At 65.8% G+C, this 493-nt stretch carries 1 protein-coding gene and 1 pseudogene; both read right to left on the minus strand.

The window, feature by feature from the left end; all coding sequences use genetic code 11:
- Positions 1 to 256, minus strand: a 256-nt coding sequence (locus tag AC1DBD_RS17755; protein WP_476982709.1) for an ATP-binding cassette domain-containing protein, incomplete at its 3' end; no start/stop codon positions are given.
- Positions 257 to 260: 4 nt separating this feature from the next.
- Positions 261 to 493: pseudogene (locus AC1DBD_RS17760) on the minus strand (ABC transporter permease); the annotation flags it as partial.

Consider the following 493-nt stretch of genomic DNA (forward strand, 5'->3'; position numbering starts at 1 on the left):
CCTGCATCGCACGTGCGTCCAGCGCCAACAGGTCCGTGCCCTCAAATAAGGCCTGTCCACCCGCAATCCTTGCCGTGCGGCGTGGCAGCAGGCCCATGATCGAGTAGGCCGTCACGGAYTTGCCSGAGCCGCTTTCGCCAACGAGCGCCAGCGTCTCGCCGCGATCGATGTGCAGCGAGACGTCGTGCAGCGCGGTGACGGGGCCGTTGGCGGTGGTGAAGGTGGTGCGCAGCGCGCGCACATCGAGCAGCGTCATGGCGTCAGCTCCGTCGTTGGCGCAGGTGGGGGTTCAAGGCATCGTTGAGACCGTCACCGAGCAGGTTGAATGCCAGCACGGTCAGCACGATGGCAAAGCCGGGCAGGCCACAGATGTACCAGGCGTCCACGACTTGTTCGCGCCCGCTGCCAATGATCGTGCCCCAGCTCATGACGTTGGGATCGCCGAGACCGAGGAAAGCCAGCGAGGCTTCGGTCTGGATCGCGGTGGCAACCG

Source organism: Arthrobacter sp. 10T419, assembly GCF_056394105.1.